We start from the raw sequence: 20,541 nt of genomic DNA on the forward strand, positions 1-20,541 counted from the left end.
GAGGGGGCCAACGATCACGCCCGCATCCGCTTGGTGCGATAGTTGCCCCAACTGCTATTCACCAGGCTCTTGAGAAAGGCCATCAGGCCGCTTTCGTTGGGGCGGGGGTTGCCACCCTCGGCAATGCGCCTGAGCTGCCGCGTGTACCACAGGACCTCCATGATGCCCATGCGGTCCACCGGTTTGATGCCTGTGGTGATCGGCCGCACGCGCTGCGAACTGTCGCTCCCTTGCAGCAAGGCGGCGGGCGCGTCGGGGTCGATGGCCAACAGCCGCGCCAGGCCGACAATGTCGAGGGCACCGGAACGCAGCGCAGCGTTCATGCCATCGGCAGTGCGGAAGCCGCCGGTGACCATCAGCGGCACTTGGATCTCTGTACGCACTTTCTCCGCGAACTCTAGGAAGTACGCTTCGCGCGCTGCCGTGGAAGCCTTTTGCGGCTGTTGGAAGCCACCGCTCATGGCCGGCGCCTCGTACGTGCCGCCAGAAACCTCGATCAGGTCGATGCCGGCCTCGACGAGCGCGTGGATGGTGGCCATCGACTCTTCTTCGGTGAAGCCGCCGCGCTGGAAGTCGGCTGAGTTGAGTTTGATGCCCACCGGGAAATTGACGCCGACCTGGCGACGGATCTCGGCGTAGACGGCCATCACGAAGCGGCGCCGGTTTTCCGGGTTTCCGCCCCATTCGTCGGTGCGATGGTTGTGGTGAGGGGACAGGAACTGGCTGATCAGATATCCGTGGGCGCCGTGGATCTGAACGCCGCTGAAGCCGGCCTTCTTGCAGATGCCAGCGCTGCGCCCAAAGCGCCGGATTATGTCGTGGATCTCGGCGGTAGTGGCTTCGCGCGGGGTCTCAAAAAACGCCGCCATGTCTTCACGAAACGGGATAGCTGACGGCGAGAGATTGCTGACGTTCAGGCCCTTGGGCGACTGCTTGCCGGGATGATTGAGCTGCACCCACAGGGCTGCGCCCTGGTCGGTGGCCGCGCGGGCCCATTGTTGCAGGATGAGCAGATCGGATTCGTCCTCGATCACGACGTTGCCGGGTTCGCCTAGCGCGCGGCGGTCGATCATCACGTTGCCGGTCAGGAGCAGGCCGATGCCTGAAGCGGCCCAGCGGCGGTACAACTCTACGAGCTTGGGTGTCGCATGGTTGTCGTAAGTGCCCAGCGTCTCGCTCATGGACGACTTCGCGAGACGATTGCGGAGGATGCTGCCATTTGGCAGGCGCAAGGGCTGGTTCAGCAGGCTGGAGTTAGATGCAGACGGATTGGCCATGGGGAAGTACTCGGAAAGATGGTTGCAAGGGGCGATTTCGCAGGAATTTGCGACATCGCGTGCTCGGTCAGCGCGGTGATGGTCAGGCTGGGGTTCACACCAAGGTTGGAGCTGAGCATCGAGCCGTCGCAGACCAGCAGGTTCTGATAACCGAAGACGCGGTTCTGAACGTCCATCACACCGCGCTCGGGAGAGTCCGCCATCGCGCACCCGCCCATGCAGTGCGCCGTCGTGGGGATGTTGAACAGGATCTCTGTCAGCAAGGTCGTAGGGATGCCGCCCAGCGCCTTTGCCCCCTTTTCTACAAAGGTATTTGCCTCGGGGATGAAGGTGGGAATCGGGCCGCCATCGGTGCATAGCTGCTTTCCAAACGGCCAATACCAGCGGCGCTTGAACTGCATGTTGATAAAAGCGTCCACCGTCTGCATCACCACGAACAAGACGGTCTGGCGCGCAAACCCGAAAGGATTGTGCACACGCATCGCTTTCAGCGGATGGATCAGCAGCGTCCATAGCCAGGTAAAAATCCGCGTCCATCCGGCACGCCCGCCGGACAGCAAGGTCATCATCAGGCCTGTCGCGTCCGAGCCTTCCGGGTAACGCACTGCACCGATGTGCGTACGCTCGTCAATATAAACGCCGGCGCCGCCTGCCACGCCTGGCGACATGCTCTTGTCGTTGGCTGGAAAGCGCACGCCGACGAGGGACTCGGCGTTGGTGCGCACGCGCTTGCCGAGGTCACCGCTAATGCGCGGCAGGGAGCCGCTCTGCTTGAGCCGGAACAACAACTCCATCGTGCCCAACGAAGAAGCGGCAAATACCACACCGCGGCAGCGGAAACTGCGCCGCTGCTTGTCGAACCAGGCGGTCGAACGCTCGGTGAAGACCTCGTAGCCGTCGCTGCCGTCTTCCTTGCCGTTGAGCGGCCGCACGTCGACCACCTTGGTTTCGGCAAAGACCTGAGCACCACGTTTTTCCGCCAAGTAGAGATAATTCTTGTCAAGCGTGTTCTTGGCGTTGTGCTTGCAACCCACCATGCAGCCGCCGCAACCGACGCAAGTCCCGCGCTCCGGACCTTCGCCGCCGAAGTAGGGATCAGGATAGGTCTTGCCGCCGGCCTCGCCCTTTGGCGCAAAGAAGGTCGCTACACGGCCGCTGTGGAACGTGTTGCCCGCGCCTTGCAAGTCCGCCATCTTCTTGAGCCGCAGATCAGCCTCGCCCAGAATCTTGTTCTCAGTCACGCCCAGCATTCTTTCCGCCATGGCGTAGTACTGCGGCATGATGCGCTTCCAGTCCTTCAGGCCAGCCCAGGAACCCTCGTCCCACACTTTCTCGGGTGGAACCAGCAAGGCGTTGGCGTAGGTGATGGAGCCGCCGCCGACCGCGTTGCCACTCAAGACCATCACGTGACGGAAGATGCGCATGTTGTAGAAGCCGAACATTTTCAGGCCAGGTCGCCACATCCAGCGCCGCGCGTTCCAGTTGGTCTTGGGAAAATCCTCAGCCGTCCAACGCCGGCCCATCTCCATCACACCGACGGAATATCCCTTTTCGGTCAGCCGGCAGGCGGACACGCTACCACCGAAGCCCGAGCCGATGACGATGTAGTCGAAATCGTAGGAAGCATTCATTGCGGGCACCTTGAGCCCGCACCGGTGGTGCCATCAATGTGGGCATCAGCGTGCAAGATGTTCATCGTTTGTCTCCGTTTTCCTGGTTTGGTGGTTCGAACATAGGGAACCGAATGTCCGCCCTGAGGACAGCTTGCACCGTGATGGACCGGCTCCTCCATGGTCCGACTCTGGGGGGAACCGCAGTCCTTGCTGGTATCCAATTGACACTCACAGGACAACTACTTATCTGCCCAGTGAGCGCGACTATCGATGTCGCATCGCCAACGAGAACTCGCTCCTTATCCGCGAGCACAAACGCAATCATCTTCGACGCTCGGTCTTGGGCGGATTCGCCGACATGCACCATTCAGGGTCCGGCTGTCGCGCCACCCGGGCGGTCAGTCAATGTTGCGAAGCTCTCGTCGAAGGATCTTTCCCACGGTTGATTTCGGAAGTGCGTCGACGAAATGGATAATCTTGGGCACCTTGTAGGCCGCCATGCCGGCACGACAGTGCGCGACCAGAGCTTCCCCAGTCACGTCGGCCCCGTCCGCCTTGATGACGAACAGCTTGACCGCCTCTCCTGTCCTTTCGTCCGGCACGCCGATGCAGGCGCACTCGGCGACCCCGGGAAATGTGGTCGCGACCGCTTCCACTTCGTTTGGGTAAACATTAAAGCCCGAGACGAGAACCATATCCTTCTTGCGGTCAACGATCTTCAGGAATCCCTCGTCGTCGAAGATGCCGACATCACCAGTTCGGAAATAACCGTCAGCGGTAAACGCTTTTGCGTTTGCCTCGGGCTTTTCCCAATATCCGGACATCACCTGCGGTCCCTTGACACAGATCTCTCCGGACTCGCCGATGCCGACCTCCCTATCTTTGTCGTCCAGCAGACAGACATCGGTGGAGGGCACCGGCAAGCCAGTGTTACCGGTGAAGTCGCTAATGAACTGCGGGTTAAAAGAAACGATAGGTGAAGTCTCCGACAACCCGTAGCCCTCGCGGATGAAGTTGCCCGTCACCGACTTCCACCGCTCAGAGATAACGTCAATCACCGCCGCCCCGCCGCCGGCGGAAAACTTCAGTCTCGACCAGTCCACCTCCGTCAGGCGTGGATGGGCGGCCAGCCCGGCGTACAGCGTATTGACACCCGCAAACACTGTCGGCCGAGCGGCCTTCAGCACATCGATGCACACACCGATGTCTCGCGGGTTGACCACGAGCCAGTTTTCGGCGCCGACCGAGAAGTAGGTCAGGAAGTTCACCATGAGCGCGAAGATGTGGTACAGCGGGATCGCGGTCACGACAACCTCCTCGCCGGGCCGCTGCGCATCGGGCATGAAGGCCTTGAACTGCTCGATGTTGGCAATGAGATTACGGTGCGATAACGCGGCGCCCTTCGAAAGCCCGGTCGTACCCCCGGTGTATTGCAGGAAGAGCAAATCGGTGCCGCTCACCGTCACCGGATCGAATTCGAGCTTCTCGCCCAGGTCGATCGCTGCTTGTAGAGTGATTCCTTCGCACAGCGACTCTTCGATCGCAGGCCCTGGAATCGCGGCGCCGTCGTCGCCGGGACCGGCCGTGATCACGTTCCTGACGCGCGTCTTGCCAACCACTTGCGCAAAGGTGGACGTTGAACTGCTGTGGACGACAATCACTTCGGCGCCCGCGTCGTTAAGCTGATGCTCGAGTTCTCGCGCCGTGCATAGCGGATTGACGTTAACCTGGATGCCACCGATTTTTGCGATGGCAATGAAGGCTATCGGAAACGACAACACGTTCGGCAGCATCACGGCCACACGATCACCTTTGTTCACGCCGACCACTTTCTGCAGGTAAGCGGCGAACGCGGACGAGAGGCGGTCGACGTCCGCATAGGTGAGTGTCCGACCGGCGGCACGGAAGGCTGGCTTGTCGGAGAACTGGCACATTGCACCCTGCACCAGCGCATTCACGGAAGGATAGCGATCAGCGTCGATCTCGGGGGGGAGCGAACCGTACGACTGGATCCAGTGTCTTTTGCTCATTTGGGTCTCCATAGTCCGCTGCTGCAGGGCCTCCCGCACTCGGGCACGCTAATTGTGTCGTGCCCGCTTGGTGGGAAACGTCGGGCGAGAGTCGCCCGAGGCGAAGGCGCACGATGCGAAGGCGCACGATGCGTGGACCTCGCGCTGCGGTTACGCCTGCACTATACTCTTTGTATAGCTACATTGCTACACAAATGATATAGTTAAAACGTGACGGGCATCGTGGGACTCAAATCGGGAGAAAAAGCATGGCCCCGGCTGCCCCCCCATGCCTGCGCCGCTACATCACCGCAAGGAAAACGACCGGTACGGCCGTACTATCGATGTGGATGGACACCTGCACCCGTCTTGAGACCAGATCAGGTGGAGCGTCATGGCCAACATCGCAGGGGCCCCACCATCGTCATTCCAGTAGTGGCCACCCGCACTGACTTACCCCCTGGCGTGCAGGTCATGGGATCTAGCCCCGACGACCTGACCACCATCGCGTTTGCGTGGCGGTTTTCCCGCCTGGTCGGTGACTGTCGCGTTTTGCCCCGCTTCGCTTGAGCGGGGCCTTGTACAATATGGCATGCCAAACAAAACCTACGGTCAAATTTGCCCAATGGCCCGGGCGCTGGATGTCCTGGGGGATCGGTGGACGCTGCTCGTGATCCGCGAACTCCTGCTGGGTCCGAAGCGGTTCAAGGATCTGCTGGCGATCCTGCCTGCCATGGGCACAAACCGGCTGTCCGAGCGTCTGGCCATGTTGGTGGAGAGCAATGTCGTCCAACCGACCACGCTGCCAGCGCCCGCCGCGGCGCCAGCTTACGAACTGACGGAATTGGGCGAGCAACTGCGCAAACCGGTGATCGCGCTTGGTCTCTGGGGCCTGCGCCTGCCGGTCGACGAGCGCATCGATCCGTCGAGTGCCCGTGCGGAGCTCATCGCACTGTGCCTGGCGGGTTCGAGCGATCCGGCGTCAAGCGCCGGTTTCCAAGCGTTGTACGAGTTCCACGTGGGGGCAGAAGTCTTCCATGTCCCGGTGAGAGACGGGAAGGTGCTGGTGCGCTCCGGTCCCAGCGCAGAGTCCGCCGACGTCAAGATACAGTGCGACATGGAAACGTTCATGGCGCTGGCTCTGCGCCAGATCACACCAGCACGTGCGCTCCGCGAGGGGCGGGCAACCCTGCTACAAGGAAGCCGGCAAGCATTCACGCAGGTATTCAAGGTTCTCGAATACAGGCCCTGAGGCCTTCGGCCGCCCCACCGGCCTTCACTAGGCGAATCGCGCCGGCCGCGCGTGACAAGCTTGTGAGTTGTTCTACCGCGCCGATATTGTTCATTTCGGTGACACCTCGGTTCACCATTGGTTCCAGTTTCGTGTAGGCCGCCCACCGTCGCCGGATGCGCTGCCTCAAATGCCCAGGGAGACGCCAGGCGGCAGGCTGACGCCATGCCGGTTCAGAATTGCGGCGAAGGCCGGCGACCGGAACGAGACGGGTTCACCAAGAAACATGCAATCGTGTTGTATGCCAAGCACAAAGCCGAAGATCTCAAATTCGAGCTGGACTCTATCCACGGTTCCAGCGACTTCTCCCAAGGCCGCAGCATCGCGCAATTGCTCGTTCAAGCAAGCTCGCCAGGCTTCACCGCAGACTTCATCGCATTTCGGATCACGTCATTCGGCCGACTGGCACACTCAATGGCGCCACTCAGGATCAGACAGCCGCCCTCCCGCAGCACGTAGTTGCGTAGCCACATTTCGAGAATGCAAACCAGCCGCCGGATCCCCTTTGGCGCGGCGCGTCCGGCCGCCTCTGCGTCGCGCAGTAAGGTGGAAGAGTACTCGACCAACATCTCGGCAATCAGCTCGGTTCGCGACTCAAAGCGCTCATAAAACATACTCTTTGACAAGCCGAGTTGTCTGGTGACATCAGTGACGGAAAAGTTCTCAAGTCCACGAGCTCGCGCCAGACGTGTTGCGACACGCAACACATTCTCTCGCGCGGACCGAGCCGGCGCCGCGGCCCTGCCTCTCAGACCACTCAGACTGAAAGCCAACATTGTCCTCTGCGTTCATCTGGCGTTGCTCGCTGGCGAGCCAGCGGCATCGCGAGACTGGTCTTAGTTGCCTGCATCATCTGCCTCGGCGCATCGAGATTCCGTGAAGTACACGTTCGTCGCATAGGCGATCGTCCGCTCTGCGACAAGTAATCTGATGCCGTACTCGACGATGGGACCGGATATCCAGGCTGGAAGGAAGAGGCCAACGCAGTTACGCTGCGTGGACGTGATATCCCACCGTCAACGAGAGCGGCGAAATTGGATTGGCGCGAACGGTCTCCGAAGCCGTGGGAGCTGCGACAGCGAATCAGGGGCGTCAACGGGCAGCCGATAGGCTTCGTGCTGGTTAGGCGAGGCCCGTCATGGTGTCAAGCACTGAGAAAGGTCAGTGCCTTGGGCACAAAATTGGCGTGATGCTGGAAAATCCCGCCATGCCCGGCGTCTTCGTAGATGACCAGTTGCGAGTTCAGAATGCGGCGCGCCATATCGGTACTGTTCACGGTGGGTACCATGATGTCGTTATCGCCATTTGCGATGAGTACCGGGATCCGGATGCTGCCGAGGTCCTGGGGTGCCTGCCGGGCCCACGCATTGATCGCCTTCAACTGCCGCAGGAAGGCGCTGGGCGTGGGGCCCTTGTCCCGATCGGCCTTACGCTCCTTCAGCCTTTTCAGGAAGGCCTTCGCGGCTTGGCGGCCATTGGCCGTGGAGGTGAAGAACAGGTAGTACTTGGGATCCCGCAGCGTCAGCAGGCCCTTGATTATCAAGGGCCACGAAACAGGACCCACCTTGTCGATGCCTTTGCCACCTGCCGGACCTGTACCGGTAAGAATGAGCCTGCGCACCAGCCCGGGGGCTTTGAGAGCGATGTCCTGCGCCACGAAACCACCAAGGGAAAAGCCGAGCAGATCGACCTTCTCGAAGCCCAGTGCACCGATCAGGGCAATTGCATCTCGCGCCATTTCATCGACCGTCACGGGGGCTGTTCCGCCCGAGGCGCCGATTCCCCGGTAGTCGGTGGCGATGACACGATGCCTGCCGGCAAGGCCATCGACGATCCGAGGGTCAAAGTTGTCGAGGACCGCGCCCCAATGGTTGAGAAGGATCAAAGGCACTCCACCGCGGGGCCCCAGATCACGGTAGGCAAAAGGAGTCCCTCCGACATTGATCGACCTATTCGCGGTATTTGCGTAGGTCGTATCCGATCCAAGGTGTTTGTTGGAATTGGTCATTGCTGTGGGGCGGGATTTCTTGGATAAGAGGGACAAAGGCCTGCCGCCAGGGCGAACCGACGGTCATGCGTTCACATCGACGACGGTGCGCCCCCGGACTTTCCCTTCCAGTATCCGCGCCGAGATTCCGGGCACCTCGGCCAGGCCAACTACCTGCGTGGTGCGGGCGAGCTTGTCCAGGCCCAGGTCGCGCGCCAGCCGCGCCCACGCCTGCAGCCGGATATCCTGCGGTGCGTTGACCGAATCGATGCCGGCGAGGATGACGTTGCGCAGGATGAAGGGAAGGACCGATGCGGGCAGGTCCGCGCCCTGTGCCAGCCCGAAAGCCGCGACCACGCCGCGATACCGGGTCTGCGCCAGCACGTTGGCCAGCGTATGGCTACCGACGGAATCAATGGCGCCAGCCCAGCGCTCCTTAGTGATTGGCGCGCCCGCTTCGGACAGGGTGCGGCGGTCGATGATCTCCGCCGCGCCGAGGCTGCGCAGGTAGTCGGCCTCCTCCGGACGCCCTGTCGAGGCGATCACGCGATAGCCCAAGTCTGCCAGCAGCGCGATCGCGACGGATCCGGCGCCGCCATTGGCGCCGGTCACGAGGATGTCACCGCGCTCGGGTGTCAGGCCGCCGTGTTCCAGCGCCAGCACTGACAACATCGCGGTGTATCCGGCCGTACCGATGCCCATGGCGTCCTTGGTGGAGAAGGCCTCCGGGATCTTGACCAGCCATTCGCCACTCACGCGCGCCTTTTGCGCAAACCCGCCGTGGTGGGTCTGGCTCAGTCCCCAGCCGTTGGCGACCACGCGGTCACCAACGGCGATCCCGGGATAGGTGGAGGCTTCCACGATGCCGGCGAAATCGATCCCCGGGATCAGCGGAAACTGGCGAATGACCGGTCCGCGGCCGGTGACCGCCATCGCGTCCTTGTAGTTCACCGTCGAGTACTCGACCGCGACGGTGACGTTGCCCGGCATCAAATCCTCTTCATTGAAGTCGACCAAGCTGGTCGAGATCGAATCACCTGTCTTGGTGGCTAGCAGTGCTTTGAATGTCATGGGTTAAGCCTCGTTTTCGAGAATGAGCGGCAAGCGATACCGCAGGATCAGCTACCGTCAAGGCGCTGTCCGATAGCGCTCTGCGGCATGCGTCTGCCTGATCTCCGAAAGCAGGTCTTGCCGCGAGGCTTCGAGGGTGTACCAGCGTGCAGCGTCGTGCAGTGGCGGGATTGTCACGGGCTCGCGGCGATCGAAGCCGACCAGCGCCGCATCGACCAACTCGCCCACTTCCATCACCTCGGGTAGCGTATTGAGGTCTATGCCGGCACGCTCCCAGATCTCCGTGCGGGTGGCCGCAGGAAGCACAGCTTGGACATAGACGCCCTTGGGCGAAAGCTCCAGGCTCAACCCCTGAGAGAGGAACAGCACGAAGGCCTTGGTCGCGCCGTAGACCGACATGCCGTATTCCGGCGCCAGGCCCACCACGGAGCCGATATTGACGATCGCGCCTTCACCGGCCGTTGCAAGCCGCGGAGCGACCGCGCTGGCGAGCCGGACCAGCGCGGTGGTGTTGAGCGCGACGAGCCGCGCGACGTCGTCGGTCGTCTGCTCGATGAAGCTGCCGGCTTTGCTTGCTCCGGCGTTGTTGATGAGGATCCCGATGCGGGCGTCATCGCGCAGACGCGTCTCGACGTCGGCCAGCTCGCTGGATTGTGTGAGGTCGGCCTGGAGGATATCGATGGCGATGCCATGGGCTTGGCGCAGACGAGCCGCCAGGGTTTCCAGTCGCGCCTGGTCGCGGGCGACCAGCAAGAGGTCATGGCCGCGCTGTGCGAAGCGCTCGGCGTAGGTGGCGCCGATGCCGGAGGAGGCGCCTGTGATGAGGACAGTGGAACGGGTGGTCATGTGTTGTTCTCTTGAATCGTTGAAGCCATGTCGGAAAGCACGATGCGCAGCGGGGCCGCGGCTGTGCGTGGCCCCGCCAGACTGATCAGGCGCTGGCTTCGGCGAGGGTCGAGTAGTCGATGTATCCCGCGGCACCGCCGCCGTAGAGCGTGGCCGGATTGAACGCCGCCAGGGGCGCGCCAGTCTTCAGCCGCTCTACCAGGTCGGGATTGCCGATGAACTGACGCCCGAAGGCAAACAGATCGGCCTTGCCCTCGGCGAGCCGGGAGGTGGCCAGTTCCAGGTCGTAGCCGTTGTTGGCGATGTAGGTTCGCTTGAAGCGCCGGCGCAGGGAGGCGTAGTCGAACGGAGCCACGTCGCGCGGGCCGCCGGTCGCACCTTCCACGACATGGATGTACACGATGCCCAAAGCGTCGAGCTGGTCGACGAGGTAGTCGAACTGCGGCTGCGGATCGCTGCTCGAAATGCCGTTGGCCGGCGAGACCGGCGAGATGCGGATGCCGGTGCGATCTGCGCCGATCTCCTCCACCACGGCCTGCGTCACCTCCAGTAGCAGCCGCGCGCGATTCTCGATGGAACCGCCATAGGCATCCGTGCGAACGTTGGCACCATCCTTGATGAACTGGTCCAGCAGGTAGCCATTGGCACCATGGATTTCGACGCCATCGAATCCCGCGGCGATGGCGTTGGCCGCGGCCTGGCGGAAATCGTTGACGATCCCCCGCAGTTCGTCGAGTTCAAGCGCCCGCGGCTCGGACACATCCACAAAGCTGTTGTTGACGAAGGTCTTGGTTTCAGCGCGGATGGCCGAAGGCGCGACAGGCGCGGCGCCGTTGGCCTGCAGGTCGACGTGCGAGATGCGCCCGACGTGCCATAGCTGCAGGAAGATACGCCCGCCCTTGGCATGGACGGACTCGGTGACCTTGCGCCAGCCGTCGATCTGCGCCTGCGTGTAGATGCCGGGCGTATCCTGGTATCCCTGTCCCTGCCGCGAAATCTGCGTGGCCTCGGAGATCAGCAGGCCGGCCGACGCGCGCTGGCTGTAGTAGGTGGCGGCGAGCTCGCTGGGCACGAAGCCGACGCCAGCGCGGTTGCGCGTCAGCGGGGCCAGGACGACCCGGTTGGAGAGCGTCAGGGAACCGAGGGTGTAGGGCTCAAACAGAGTCTTGTCGGTCATGTCTTCTTTCTTCCACATTATTTGATGATCGTTGTTGCAGTGCACGGCAGTGCACTACTCCTCCAGGGACTGGATGGTATGCGGCGATAGGCGAATCGGTCGCCATCAACTTCAATGCAACGGGTCGATGCTGTCACATCGGTATCGCTCATGACCCAAGTCCTCACAAAAAGTTGGCGAATCCTTATGATGATGGTCGTAATCAATAACGTCAAGCTCTTTGATGATGACTGACATCAATGTATGCTAGCGGCCTGACGGTTTGTTGGTGCTAAACAAGAGAGGCATGTGGATATGAGGGTCACCAAGGCGCAGGTACAGGCGAATCGGGCGCACATCGTCGAGACCGCCTCCATTCTGTTTCGTGAGCGTGGCTATGACGGCGTGGGCGTGGCAGAGCTGATGGCAGCTGCCGGCTTCACCCATGGCGGGTTCTACAAGCATTTCGGGTCCAAGGCAGACCTGATGGCTGAAGCGGCCGCACAGGGGCTCTCACACTCAGCGGCGCAGACAGTTGGCGTAGACGTTGCCGAGTTCGTCAAACGCTACGTTTCCCGGGATCACCGAGACGCCCGCGGCGACGGCTGCACGATGGCCGCCTTGTGTGGGGATGCTGCGCGTCAGCCAGAGGCGATCAAGGCCACGTTCGCGGCCGGGATCGAAAGCCTGCTGGCGGCCCTTGATCGCGAAGGCACCACGCTGGGCGGTCTGAACCAGCGCGAGGTGCGCGCAAAGATGATCGACATGCTTGCCCATGCGATTGGCGCGGTCGTGTTGTCGCGGGCCTGTCCGGACGACTCCCCGCTGGCGGACGAGATCCTGAAAGTATCCCGCCGGGCAATCCTCGCATCACTGGCTCCGTAAGCGGCTCGGGTCAACTAATGTTGCGTTTCGGTCAGTCTCGAACTCAAGCGCGAGCTCGCGCCCTGAACAGCCTGGATACAGCCGTGATGGGAGCGAAGCTCTGCAATCATTGTTCTGGAAAAGGAGTCGTCAATGGAGGTCGATCAAGTTGTTGCCCGGTGGGCAGCTGAAGAGGAAGCAATTCGTGCTCGTTTGAGGGCGCCCGATGCTGAGCCCCGGGAACAGATCGCCGGCCGATCTGGCATGGAGGTGTTCGAAGCGATCTTTGCCGGAGAACTGCCGCCCGCCCCTATTGGCGACACACTCGACTTTGTGCCGATCCACATGGAGCCCGGCGTCGCCGTCTTTCAAGGCCGACCCCAGCGCAGGCACTACAACCCTCTAGGCATCGTCCACGGCGGCTGGTTCGCCACGTTGCTCGACTCGGCTGTGGGTTGCGCAGTGCATTCGACCTTACCCGCCGGTAAGGCTTACACCACGCTGGAGCTGAAAGTCAACATGGTGCGCGCCTTGACCGACGGGGTACGGCTGGTGCGCGCCGAGGGCAAAGTGATTCACGCGGGTCGCCAAGTCGCCACGGCCGAGGGGCGGCTCGTCGGCCCCGACGGCAAGCTGTATGCACATGCGACCACGACGTGCCTGATCTTCGATCAGCCTGCAACCACTTTGGGAAATTCTCAAGGCCAAGCCTGACATCGTGCTCTGCACCCCGGTCCGGACACCGATCGGCTCCTATGGCAGCGCGGTGAAGGACCCTCCGGCGCCCGACCTCGGCGCGGCGGCAATCCGCGAAACTCTGCGACGCTCCGCTGGCCGGCGACATCATCGATACCGTCGCGCTGGGCTAGGTGATCCAGGCAGGGGCCAGGATGAACCCAGCGCGACAGGCAGCCATCGGCAGCGGGCTGCCGGTGCAGGTGCCAGCGCTGACCGTGAACCGGGTGTGCGGATCGGGCCCGTAAGCAATTGCCAGTGCCTCACTCGAAATCGCGGCGGATACGCCTCGGTCGCGGTCGCCGGCGGCACGGAGAACATGGACCAGGCGCCCTATCTGGTGCGGGTGGGCGCTAGGTACCCGCATGGGCGCCGCGCCGATGCTCGACAGCATGCTGCGGGACAGCCTGATGCGTTCAGCGGCCAGCACTCGGGCTGGCATACCGAGGATCTCGTCCGCCAGTACGGCATTACGCGGGAGGACCAGGATCGCTGGGCCGCGCGCTCTCACCAGCGCTTCAGTGCCGCGCAGGCCGCGGGCAGTTCGACGAGAAAATCGTCGCGATCGAACTCGCCAGCCGCAAGAGGCCAGTGAGCTTTGCCAAGGACGAAGCCAATCGGCCCGACACGAAGGCCGAAGCGCTCGCCAAACTCAAGCCAGTGTTTCGCAAGGGCGGCACGATCACGGCCGGTAACGCGCCCGGGCTCAACAGCGACGCGGCAGCGGTGATCGTAGCAGAACGGGGTTTCGCGGAAAAGCTCGGGCTGCAGCCATGGGCGCGACTGATTTCCCATGGCGTGGCGCCCGTCGAGCCGGGCCTCTTCGGCCTCGGCCCGGTGCTGGCCGTCCAACTAGCGCTGGAACGCGCAAACTGGATGCGCTCGGACGTCGAGCGCATCGAGATCAACGAGGCGTTCGACGCGATCACGCCGGCCTGCCTGCGCCGACTCGAACTGCCTGAAGACATCGTCAACGTCGAGGGCGCTCCATCGCTCACGGCCATGCCATCGGGAACAGTGAACCTGGATTCTCCAGACGATAAATGGGGCCATCGCGATTTCCTTGGTCCTCTGACTTCGCAAGCCGCGCGCCTGCTTCCGATGCAGGCGCAGCCTCTCAAGAGGTCGCTGCGCCCGCTGCCAGTCAGAGAGATTCTTCCTGCGTGGCGAACGGCGCGATTTGCGGATGCCCCTGAGCATAGCGCTGGAACGCGCCGGAACCGACGAGGTAGCCGGTTTCGGCACGGTATGCACTATTGCCTTAGGCCTTGACGATGGGTTTGTGCGATTGAACGCCAAGCTTCAGCCAGTCGATGGAGGGCTCTCCAAACGAGGAGGCCTGCTGGGGTAGGATGCCTTTGCGGGTGGAGAAAGGCCGTCGTCAATGCACTGCTTGATCGCGGCCAGCGTCCCGAGGTCCAACTCATCGGCGTAATCCACGCCAAAGTGCTGCAGCCATTTTTGAACAGGGCTGCGCGCTCGCTGTCGGTGCCGGCGCCGTTCTTCTCTCGCGGCAGAGAGTCCCGGGGTTGAATCGTATCGGGCATATTGCTCTTCACTCCTCGTTCAAAACACCTTCGATATCAGCGCTGCCCAACGTTCTCAAACGCGGCGCCGTCCCGACGCCATCGCTGCTTGTTCCCTGAGCTTCAGAGCGTGTGTCCAATGCCCAAGAGGACGCCGGTTTCAGAGACCTTCGTGCCGAATCCGGCCGTACCGGTTCCCAGTCATGCCGGCCGACTACGTTTCGGACACCAAGACAGCTCTGCCCGTAATTCCCCCACGACGAAGACGACCAAGGACGTCGTTCACAGCACAACAGTCAAACTTAGATACCTGCGGCAGCACAATCATTCCGTCCTGCGCAAGTTGAACCAGGGCGCGGAGTTCCCTCAGATTTCCGACATAGCTGCCTTGGATGCACGCCGCCTTAATCGGAATGAGCGGCAAAGGCCATTCTGCGCTGCCCCCAAATAATCCGACGATAACGATTCGTCCGCGCTTACCCAAGCAATCGAGTGAAACGCGGGCGCTCTCCGTACTGCCGACGCAGTCAATGACCAACTGGGCCGGCCCGCCAAGTGCCCGTGTGATGTCCTGAACAGTGGAATCGGCACGGCCGTTGACGGCGGCGATCGCTCCCGCGGCACGCGCGGCCTGCAGCTTGCCTTCGTCAACGTCCACCACAACTGCGCCGCGCGCGTCCAAGCTCTTCAGCAAGGCGATGGCCATCAGGCCCAAGCCCCCCGCTCCTAGTACGAGCACGGGAGAGTCCTTAATAGCGTCGCCCAGCTTCGCGATCGCGCTGAAAGCCGTCAGACCAGAACAGGCCAGCGGCGCAATCGATGGAGCATCCAGGTTGCCAATGTCGATGAGGTAGCGAGGATGAGGAACGAGAATGTGATCTGCATATCCGCCATTACGATGCACTCCGAGGAATCGCGGTTGAGCGCAAAGGTTCTCGTCGCCTTCGAGGCAGACAGGGCAATCTCCACAGCCGATCCAGGGGTACACAAGGTAGTTTCCTGACAATTGGAGCTTGGCATCTGGGCCAGCAGCTACTGGCGTGCCAACAGTCTCGTGGCCGGGAGTGAGGGGCAATTGCATGCCCCGATCTTTGAAGTCCAACAACCTTCCAGCTCCAAGGTCGAAACCTCCATCCTGGACGTGGAGGTCGGTATGGCACACGCCTGCTGCGACAACGCGGAGCAATACCTCGGAGCCAACGGGCTTCGGCAACTGCTTGGCGATAAGCGCGAGCGGCTTCCGAAACGAGACGAGCTGATGGGCATTCATCTCGATCAATCCAGACGGATGTTGCCCTCACGCGCCATGCGAGTCCAATGATCGCCGTCGGCACGCATGGACTTTGCGAACGCATCAGGACCTACGCTCGTGGGAATCATGCCGAGCGACTCGATGCGGGACGCGACCTCAGGGATGCGCATAATCCGCGTGAGTTCTGCAACATACTTTCGAACGATGTCTTGAGGGGTGTTTGCCGGCAGAAACACTCCGAACCAGCCCACAGACTCGAATCCCTCGAAGCCGAGTTCCTTAAACGTCGGAACATCAGGAAGCGACTTCAGCCGGCGATCGCCGGTAACCGCTAGGACGCGCAGGGCCCCGCTGCTGACAAACGGCTGGGCCGATCCGATGTCAACGATACCCGAAGTGATCTGGTCTCCAAGTAGGGCCTGAATTTCCGGTGCGCTGCCCTTGAACGGAACGTGTACAAGTTCCATCCCCGCGCGCCGGCTAATCACCGTCCCTTGCATGTGGGCAGACGTCCCGTTGCCATTGCTGCCAAAGCTGTACTTGCCCTGTGCCTCCTTTGCTTTCGCGACAAACTCCTGAAAAGTCTTCACCTTTAGAGAAGTGGGAATGGCAAACAGATTCGGAGACTTGGCGACCTGCATTACCGGTTGAAGGTCACGGTACACGTCGTAAGGCAGTTTGCTATAGAGTGCAGGCGCCTGAACCATGAACGTATAGCCCATCAATGCCGTGTATCCGTCAGGACTGGCTTTTGATCCCGCCTCGATTCCGATGATCCCACTCGCGCCAGCGCGGTTCTCAACTACGATGGGCTGCTTCCAGGACTCAGCCATGTACTTCGAGAGCAGGCGCGCGAGGGTATCGGCTGCACCGCCTGCAGAAGCCGGCACGATCATTCGGATAGGCTTGTTTGGAAAAACCTCAGCAAAAGCTGCAGTCGGGGCAGAATAGGCCACAGCCAACATGGCGGCATTGGCCACGTGCTTCATGAGATTCAGCTTCTTTATCATTTTGTCTCCTAACGTATCTTTGTTGGGGCCATCCGAATGACGTCAAACTGTCCCGGTCACAGGCAACGAAACACCATGAATAGGACTCGCGGCATCTGATGCAAGAAAAAGCATGACTGCCGCAAGCGCCTGTGGATGAACCCACCGGGCTGGGTCGGCGCCGGGCATTGCCTTCCGGTTCTCCGGCGTATCCAGGATGCTGGGCAACACGCAGTTGACATTGATGTTGCTGTCGCGTAACTCGGCAGACATGGCCTCTGTCAAGCGGATCACTGCGGACTTCGCCGCCGTGTAAGGCCCCATACCTGCGATGCCTCGAAGCGCGCTCGATGCGCCAACGTTCACAATGCTGCCTCGCTTACGTTCCAGCATTAAGGGAACGACCGCATGTGAAGCCTCCATCATTGTCCGAACATTGAGGCTGAAGAGATGTTCCCATTCAGCACGGTCCGTTTCATGAACGAGGGGCCCACAACTGAATCCACCTGCCGCATTGCAAAGAACGTCAATCTGGCCGTACCGTTCCAGGCAGGCGTCGATCACTGCCTGAACCTGTCCCCTGTCCGTCAGGTCGGCGGCCCACGCAGCATGCGACCTACTATCGTCCCCGTAGGCCTCCTCGAGCTTCATGACATCTACGTCCAGCAGCGCGAGGCTGTAACCCGCTGCTGCAAACGTTTCAGCAATCGCCCGACCGAGGTTCCCGGCAGCACCGGTAATCACCGCCACCCGCGGCATCGTTGCTTCTCTTGTGCTCATGCTTGCACCACTAGCTTCTTGACCAGGTACGAATCGAGTCCTTCGATTCCACCTTCGGAGCCGGACCCACTTTCTTTGACACCACCGAATGGCGTTTCCGGCGTCGAGACTGAAAACGTGTTGATGCCTAGCATGCCGACCTCGAGTACGTCGCTGAGATCATTTGCGCGCCGCAAGGACTCCGTAAAGGCGTACCCCGCGAGGCCATAGGGCAATGCGTTGGCCCGATGCACCACCTCATCGAAATCCCGGAACGAAGTAATGCCGGCGATAGGTCCGAACGGCTCTTCGCTCATCAACCGTGCCTCATCTGGCAGATGACCAACCACTGTGGGGGCAAAGAAGTTCCCTGCCCCCGCGCCAGCATTGCCACCAGTCACGATGGTTGCATCACGCTCACGTGCATCCTCTACAAAGCTGTGCATTGCCGTCGTTCGCCGAGGATTCGCGAGCGGCCCCATCTGAGAGGACGGCAGCAGCCCGTTGCCTACAGCAATTTCGCCTGTCAAGGCAGCAAATCTACGGAGAAACGGGGCGTAGATCTTGTCATGGACAAAGAAGCGAGTCGGCGAGATGCAAACCTGGCCAGCATTCCGGAACTTCGCGGCCACGCACGCCTGAACGGTTCGCTCCACGTCGCAGTCGGCGAACACGATGACAGGTGCATGTCCCCCCAGCTCCATCGTCACGCGCTTCGTGCCATCTGCCGCGAGCTTTGTGAGCTCCTTTCCGATGGCAGTTGAGCCGGTGAAAGACACCTTGCGGATCGTCGGTGAGCTAATGAGATGGCGAGAGACTTCCGCAGGCGCCCCAAATACAAGATTGAGCACACCAGGTGGCAGTCCCGCATCATGCAGCGCCTTGACCAACTCCACACAGGTACCAGGCGTTTCCTCAGCAGCCTTGATGATAATCGAACAACCGGCTGCCAACGCACCCCCGATCTTGCGGGCAGGCGTTACCGCTGGAACGTTCCACGGAGTGAAGGCTGCAACAGGGCCTACCGGCTCCTGCAATACCGTAAAACGAATACCGGGCGTGCGAGATGGAACTACACGCCCATAGGCGCGCATTCCCTCCTCGGCATACCAGTCGAGAATGTCGGCGGAAAGCATGACTTCAATGCGTGATTCCGCAATGATCTTTCCCTGCTCCAGTGTCAGAACTTCGGCGATAGTCTCGCTCCGTTCCCTCAGGAGGTTCGCGGCCCTTCGCAGGATGTTGCTTCGCGCGTGCGCCGTCATACGGCGCCAAACCATAAAGCCGCGAGAAGCCGAGTCAAGGGCAGCATCCAGGTCGTCGGCGGTCGCCAAAGGAAGAATAGCCAACTCTTCGTCTGTCGCGGGGTTATACACCGGCTGGCCTGACCGCTCTTCCGCAGTCACCCATCGACCATCGATGTACAGCCCCAAAGCGGTATAGCGTGGGGCTTCCATTTAGGCGCCCCAGGAATCAAAGTTCCGGATGACTTCACCGGCACGTTCACTTCCCTTTACTACGCCCGACGCGTCAGCAACCTTGCTGCCGTTCACCCATACGCCAGCCACACCAATCGAGTCCGTATGCAGCCGTGAGTTTCCACCGGGCAAATCGGCGACTTTGTAGCGGGCGCTGCGGCCTACAGTCTTTGGATCGAACAGCAGCAAATCGGCGAAGTAGCCCTCACGAACCAACCCGCGCTTTGGGATGCGGAAGATCTTGGCAGGCTTCTCTGTGAGTTCATGGATTGCCTTTGTCAGCGGCAAGACCTTCTTGTCTCGCGACCAGTAACCCATGAAATGCAAGCCGAACCCGGCGTCACAGATGAAGGTCAGGTGGGCTCCAGCATCCGACAGCGCTACAGAGGCGGATGGATGCACGACGAGCTTTGCGATAGCGTCTTCATCAGAGTTCAGCAGCATGGCTGTGAACTCCGTCTTCAGTTCCTCGGCGAGTCCCAGATCCAACAGCCATTCCAACGGATGGACACCCGCTGCAGCGGCAAGCTCTGCGACGTTGTGGTGTTCGTATCGCTGGTGCTTAGGGTCTTGTACCTTCAGCACCTCGATCTTGTGCCATTCGCCGTTGAACAGTCGGCGCACGCCCGCTGGAGGATCTTCGATTTCATTGCGCACCGCCTCGCGGAATTTCGGGTCGCTGAGCAGCGTCTTGAGCTCGGCGCCTTGCAGCTTCATCGCAGGTTTCCAGGCCATGATGCCCTCGAACGGATAGGCACCGGCCAGCGTAAAGTCGTACGTGATGGGTGTGCAAGCAACCTGCCCCCACATGTCTCGTCCGCGAGTTCTGGCCTCACTAATCTGGGCCAGATCATCAAAGACTAGGTTAGGCAGCGTAGAGTTGTGGAGCAGCGCCGCAATCATCATCGGCGCCCCGGTGTCGGCGGAGACGCTTTCCAGAAACGGGACATCGGCGAATCCACCTTTAGTGATCATGAACACGCCGCGACCATCTTCGGCCATTGCCTCAATCAACGTCTTGAACTCATGCTTGTCGGCCATCCGAGAGGGCATCGGGATACCACCCCAACCGTGGTGCTGAGGGGAGTACGAGGTCGAGAATCCCACCGCACCAGACTTCATGGCGTCGCGAACGATCTCGGCCATGCGGTCCACCTCCTCAGGCGTGGCCTCGCGCTTGGAGGCATCGTCGCCCAGCACGTAGTTGCGAAGTGCAGAGTGACCAACGAACGCGCCCACGTTAATGGCAGTGCCGCGCTCCTCAATCATCCGCAGATAGCCAGGAAAGTCTTCGAAATCCCATTGAACGCCACTCTTCAGCACATCTAAAGACATGCCCTCGACCTGCGTCAGATTCTTCATCAGCAGCTCGCGGTCGTTAGGGCGGCACGGCGCGATCGTGAAGCCACAGTTGCCGATCAGTACCGTGGTCACGCCCAGTGCCGACGACGGTTTCAGCATTGGATCCCACGTGATCTGCGCATCGTAGTGGGTGTGCGAGTCGATGATCCCCGGCATGAGCGCCATGCCGGTACCGTCCACTTCTTCTTTGGCACTGCCGCAGATATCCTGGCCGACGGCGGCAATCTTTCCGTCTTTGACGGCTACATCCATGCGCTCCCGCGGAGCCTCACCGGAACCATCGTAGAGCGATACGTTGCGGATGATCAGATCCATTGCTGTCCCCT

At 61.2% G+C, this 20,541-nt stretch carries 19 protein-coding genes and 1 pseudogene; 5 read left to right on the forward strand and 15 right to left on the reverse strand.

The window, feature by feature from the left end; all coding sequences use genetic code 11:
- Positions 1-14: 14 nt before the first annotated feature.
- The 3 genes from DN412_RS11885 to DN412_RS11895 form a co-directional block, all read right to left on the reverse strand.
- The gene (locus tag DN412_RS11885) at positions 15-1,277 is read right to left on the reverse strand and encodes an NADH:flavin oxidoreductase/NADH oxidase family protein (protein WP_115015431.1); all 1,263 of its coding nucleotides are present in this window, start codon (positions 1,275-1,277) and stop codon (positions 15-17) included.
- A complete protein-coding gene (locus tag DN412_RS11890; RefSeq protein ID WP_115015435.1) occupies positions 1,241-2,908 on the reverse strand; it encodes a GMC family oxidoreductase in 1,668 nt (555 codons plus the stop codon). Before DN412_RS11890 ends, DN412_RS11885 begins: the two co-directional genes overlap by 37 nt.
- A gap of 380 nt (positions 2,909-3,288) precedes the next feature.
- On the reverse strand, positions 3,289-4,920 hold the full coding sequence (locus DN412_RS11895) for an AMP-binding protein (protein ID WP_115015438.1): 1,632 nt from the start codon (positions 4,918-4,920) through the stop codon (positions 3,289-3,291).
- Between the two features lie 571 nt (positions 4,921-5,491).
- Here DN412_RS11895 and DN412_RS11900 point away from each other — a divergent pair.
- Positions 5,492-6,151, forward strand: coding sequence for a winged helix-turn-helix transcriptional regulator (locus tag DN412_RS11900; RefSeq protein ID WP_244222635.1), 660 nt, complete (start codon positions 5,492-5,494; stop codon positions 6,149-6,151).
- A gap of 165 nt (positions 6,152-6,316) precedes the next feature.
- On the opposite strand, the gene DN412_RS11905 is transcribed toward DN412_RS11900, so the two are convergent.
- The 6 genes from DN412_RS11905 to DN412_RS11930 form a co-directional block, all read right to left on the reverse strand.
- The gene (locus tag DN412_RS11905) at positions 6,317-6,532 is read right to left on the reverse strand and encodes a hypothetical protein (protein WP_115015444.1); all 216 of its coding nucleotides are present in this window, start codon (positions 6,530-6,532) and stop codon (positions 6,317-6,319) included.
- The gene (locus DN412_RS11910) at positions 6,529-6,897 is read right to left on the reverse strand and encodes a TetR/AcrR family transcriptional regulator (protein ID WP_161563995.1); all 369 of its coding nucleotides are present in this window, start codon (positions 6,895-6,897) and stop codon (positions 6,529-6,531) included. Before DN412_RS11910 ends, DN412_RS11905 begins: the two co-directional genes overlap by 4 nt.
- 437 nt (positions 6,898-7,334) lie before the next feature.
- The gene (locus DN412_RS11915; RefSeq protein WP_115015449.1) at positions 7,335-8,198 is read right to left on the reverse strand and encodes an alpha/beta fold hydrolase; all 864 of its coding nucleotides are present in this window, start codon (positions 8,196-8,198) and stop codon (positions 7,335-7,337) included.
- 63 nt (positions 8,199-8,261) lie between these two features.
- A complete protein-coding gene (gene acuI / locus DN412_RS11920; protein ID WP_115015451.1) occupies positions 8,262-9,248 on the reverse strand; it encodes an acrylyl-CoA reductase (NADPH) in 987 nt (328 codons plus the stop codon).
- A 57-nt stretch (positions 9,249-9,305) separates the two neighbouring features.
- The gene (locus DN412_RS11925; protein ID WP_115015453.1) at positions 9,306-10,094 is read right to left on the reverse strand and encodes an SDR family NAD(P)-dependent oxidoreductase; all 789 of its coding nucleotides are present in this window, start codon (positions 10,092-10,094) and stop codon (positions 9,306-9,308) included.
- 85 nt (positions 10,095-10,179) lie between these two features.
- On the reverse strand, positions 10,180-11,271 hold the full coding sequence (locus DN412_RS11930; protein ID WP_115015681.1) for an alkene reductase: 1,092 nt from the start codon (positions 11,269-11,271) through the stop codon (positions 10,180-10,182).
- Positions 11,272-11,565: 294 nt separating this feature from the next.
- Here DN412_RS11930 and DN412_RS11940 point away from each other — a divergent pair, with 294 nt between their 5' ends.
- Both DN412_RS11940 and DN412_RS11945 read left to right on the forward strand, forming a co-directional pair.
- Entirely contained in the window at positions 11,566-12,135 is a 570-nt protein-coding gene (locus tag DN412_RS11940) for a TetR/AcrR family transcriptional regulator (protein WP_115015458.1), read from the forward strand.
- A gap of 132 nt (positions 12,136-12,267) precedes the next feature.
- On the forward strand, positions 12,268-12,828 hold the full coding sequence (locus DN412_RS11945) for a PaaI family thioesterase (protein ID WP_115015461.1): 561 nt from the start codon (positions 12,268-12,270) through the stop codon (positions 12,826-12,828).
- 151 nt (positions 12,829-12,979) lie between these two features.
- On the opposite strand, the gene DN412_RS45845 is transcribed toward DN412_RS11945, so the two are convergent.
- The gene (locus DN412_RS45845) at positions 12,980-13,291 is read right to left on the reverse strand and encodes a hypothetical protein (protein ID WP_425267409.1); all 312 of its coding nucleotides are present in this window, start codon (positions 13,289-13,291) and stop codon (positions 12,980-12,982) included.
- On the opposite strand from DN412_RS45845, the pseudogene DN412_RS45655 reads away from it, so the two are divergent.
- Positions 13,190-13,530, forward strand: a pseudogene (locus DN412_RS45655) (thiolase family protein); the annotation flags it as partial. The gene DN412_RS45845 and the pseudogene DN412_RS45655 sit on opposite strands and share 102 nt — an antisense overlap.
- A 117-nt stretch (positions 13,531-13,647) precedes the next feature.
- Positions 13,648-14,121, forward strand: a complete 474-nt coding sequence (locus DN412_RS45660; protein ID WP_341868065.1) for a hypothetical protein — start codon at positions 13,648-13,650, stop codon at positions 14,119-14,121.
- A 468-nt stretch (positions 14,122-14,589) separates the two neighbouring features.
- Here DN412_RS45660 and DN412_RS11955 read toward each other — a convergent pair whose 3' ends face one another.
- The 5 genes from DN412_RS11955 to DN412_RS11975 are packed head-to-tail and all read right to left on the reverse strand — an operon-like array spanning position 14,590 to position 20,530.
- On the reverse strand, positions 14,590-15,645 hold the full coding sequence (locus DN412_RS11955) for an alcohol dehydrogenase (RefSeq protein ID WP_115015463.1): 1,056 nt from the start codon (positions 15,643-15,645) through the stop codon (positions 14,590-14,592).
- Positions 15,646-15,650: 5 nt separating this feature from the next.
- Positions 15,651-16,637: a Bug family tripartite tricarboxylate transporter substrate binding protein gene (locus tag DN412_RS11960; protein ID WP_115015466.1), complete on the reverse strand. Its 987-nt coding sequence runs from the start codon at positions 16,635-16,637 to the stop codon at positions 15,651-15,653.
- 42 nt (positions 16,638-16,679) lie between these two features.
- Positions 16,680-17,396, reverse strand: coding sequence for an SDR family NAD(P)-dependent oxidoreductase (locus DN412_RS11965; RefSeq protein WP_244222636.1), 717 nt, complete (start codon positions 17,394-17,396; stop codon positions 16,680-16,682).
- Positions 17,393-18,832: an NAD-dependent succinate-semialdehyde dehydrogenase gene (locus DN412_RS11970; protein WP_115015471.1), complete on the reverse strand. Its 1,440-nt coding sequence runs from the start codon at positions 18,830-18,832 to the stop codon at positions 17,393-17,395. Before DN412_RS11970 ends, DN412_RS11965 begins: the two co-directional genes overlap by 4 nt.
- On the reverse strand, positions 18,833-20,530 hold the full coding sequence (locus DN412_RS11975) for an N-acyl-D-amino-acid deacylase family protein (protein WP_115015473.1): 1,698 nt from the start codon (positions 20,528-20,530) through the stop codon (positions 18,833-18,835).
- Positions 20,531-20,541: the final 11 nt, after the last annotated feature.

The sequence above is a fragment of the Cupriavidus lacunae genome (assembly GCF_003353055.1).
GTDB lineage: Bacteria > Pseudomonadota > Gammaproteobacteria > Burkholderiales > Burkholderiaceae > Cupriavidus > Cupriavidus lacunae.

Excerpts from the sequence above, each read along its gene's own strand:
- DN412_RS11885 (WP_115015431.1), bottom strand. The coding sequence starts at position 1,277 with ATGGCCAATCCGTCTGCATCTAACTCCAGCCTGCTGAACCAGCCCTTG.
- DN412_RS11890 (WP_115015435.1), bottom strand. The coding sequence starts at position 2,908 with ATGAATGCTTCCTACGATTTCGACTACATCGTCATCGGCTCGGGCTTC.
- DN412_RS11895 (WP_115015438.1), bottom strand. The coding sequence starts at position 4,920 with ATGAGCAAAAGACACTGGATCCAGTCGTACGGTTCGCTCCCCCCCGAG.
- DN412_RS11900 (WP_244222635.1), top strand. The coding sequence starts at position 5,492 with ATGCCAAACAAAACCTACGGTCAAATTTGCCCAATGGCCCGGGCGCTG.
- DN412_RS11915 (WP_115015449.1), bottom strand. The coding sequence starts at position 8,198 with ATGACCAATTCCAACAAACACCTTGGATCGGATACGACCTACGCAAAT.
- acuI (WP_115015451.1), bottom strand. The coding sequence starts at position 9,248 with ATGACATTCAAAGCACTGCTAGCCACCAAGACAGGTGATTCGATCTCG.
- DN412_RS11925 (WP_115015453.1), bottom strand. The coding sequence starts at position 10,094 with ATGACCACCCGTTCCACTGTCCTCATCACAGGCGCCTCCTCCGGCATC.
- DN412_RS11930 (WP_115015681.1), bottom strand. The coding sequence starts at position 11,271 with ATGACCGACAAGACTCTGTTTGAGCCCTACACCCTCGGTTCCCTGACG.
- DN412_RS11940 (WP_115015458.1), top strand. The coding sequence starts at position 11,566 with ATGAGGGTCACCAAGGCGCAGGTACAGGCGAATCGGGCGCACATCGTC.
- DN412_RS11945 (WP_115015461.1), top strand. The coding sequence starts at position 12,268 with ATGGAGGTCGATCAAGTTGTTGCCCGGTGGGCAGCTGAAGAGGAAGCA.
- DN412_RS45845 (WP_425267409.1), bottom strand. The coding sequence starts at position 13,291 with ATGCCAGCCCGAGTGCTGGCCGCTGAACGCATCAGGCTGTCCCGCAGC.
- DN412_RS11955 (WP_115015463.1), bottom strand. The coding sequence starts at position 15,645 with ATGAATGCCCATCAGCTCGTCTCGTTTCGGAAGCCGCTCGCGCTTATC.
- DN412_RS11960 (WP_115015466.1), bottom strand. The coding sequence starts at position 16,637 with ATGATAAAGAAGCTGAATCTCATGAAGCACGTGGCCAATGCCGCCATG.
- DN412_RS11965 (WP_244222636.1), bottom strand. The coding sequence starts at position 17,396 with ATGAGCACAAGAGAAGCAACGATGCCGCGGGTGGCGGTGATTACCGGT.
- DN412_RS11970 (WP_115015471.1), bottom strand. The coding sequence starts at position 18,832 with ATGGAAGCCCCACGCTATACCGCTTTGGGGCTGTACATCGATGGTCGA.
- DN412_RS11975 (WP_115015473.1), bottom strand. The coding sequence starts at position 20,530 with ATGGATCTGATCATCCGCAACGTATCGCTCTACGATGGTTCCGGTGAG.